The organism is Providencia sp. PROV156, from assembly GCF_028480905.1.
Classification (GTDB): Bacteria; Pseudomonadota; Gammaproteobacteria; order Enterobacterales; family Enterobacteriaceae; genus Providencia; species Providencia hangzhouensis.
Genome location: NZ_JAMPPE010000060.1, coordinates 1 through 1,182 on the forward strand (window position 1 = coordinate 1; position 1,182 = coordinate 1,182).

At 46.7% G+C, this 1,182-nt stretch carries 1 protein-coding gene; it reads right to left on the reverse strand.

Annotated features, from left to right (window positions below; genetic code table 11):
• A partial coding sequence (gene tuf, locus PSF31_RS21035; RefSeq protein ID WP_094963257.1) for an elongation factor Tu occupies positions 1–1,182 on the reverse strand: 1,182 nt, incomplete at both ends.

The following is a 1,182-nucleotide window of genomic DNA, read 5'->3' on the forward strand; positions in this document are numbered from 1 at the left end:
ATGCAATAATTTTTGCAACAACACCCGCACCTACAGTACGGCCACCTTCACGGATTGCGAAACGTAAACCGTCGTCCATCGCGATTGGGTGGATCAGGGTAACGATCATGTTGATGTTATCACCTGGCATTACCATCTCTACGCCTTCTGGCAGTTCGATAGTACCTGTTACGTCAGTTGTACGGAAGTAGAACTGTGGACGGTAACCTTTGAAGAATGGAGTATGACGACCACCTTCATCTTTGCTCAGAATATAAACTTCTGATTCAAATTTAGTGTGTGGCTTGATTGAACCTGGTTTCGCCAGTACTTGACCACGTTGAATTTCTTCACGCTTAGTACCACGCAGCAGAACACCAACGTTCTCACCTGCACGACCTTCGTCTAACAGTTTACGGAACATTTCAACGCCAGTACAAGTTGTTTTAACCGTGTCTTGAATACCAACGATTTCAACTTCTTCACCAACTTTGATGATACCACGCTCAACACGGCCTGTTACTACTGTACCACGACCTGAGATTGAGAATACGTCTTCGATTGGCAGCAGGAATGGCTTGTCAATTGCACGCTCTGGTTCTGGAATGTAAGTATCCAGGTGGCCTGCTAATTCAACAATTTTCGCTTCCCACTCTGGGTTGCCTTCCAGCGCTTTCAGAGCTGAACCACGAACAACTGGTGTGTCGTCGCCTGGGAAATCGTATTGAGACAGAAGTTCACGAACTTCCATTTCGACTAATTCTAACAGCTCTTCGTCGTCTACCATGTCACATTTGTTCAGGAAAACGATGATGTAAGGAACACCAACCTGACGACCTAACAGGATGTGCTCACGAGTTTGTGGCATTGGGCCATCTGTCGCAGCAACAACCAGAATTGCACCGTCCATCTGAGCAGCACCAGTGATCATGTTTTTAACATAGTCGGCGTGTCCTGGGCAGTCTACGTGTGCGTAGTGGCGAGTTGGAGTATCGTATTCTACGTGTGAAGTAGAGATGGTGATACCACGCGCTTTTTCTTCTGGTGCGTTATCGATTTGGTCGAATGCGCGAGCAGAACCGCCGTAAGTTTTAGCCAGAACAGTAGTGATAGCTGCTGTCAGAGTAGTTTTACCGTGGTCAACGTGGCCGATAGTACCAACGTTAACGTGCGGTTTTGAACGTTCAAATTTTTCTTTAGACA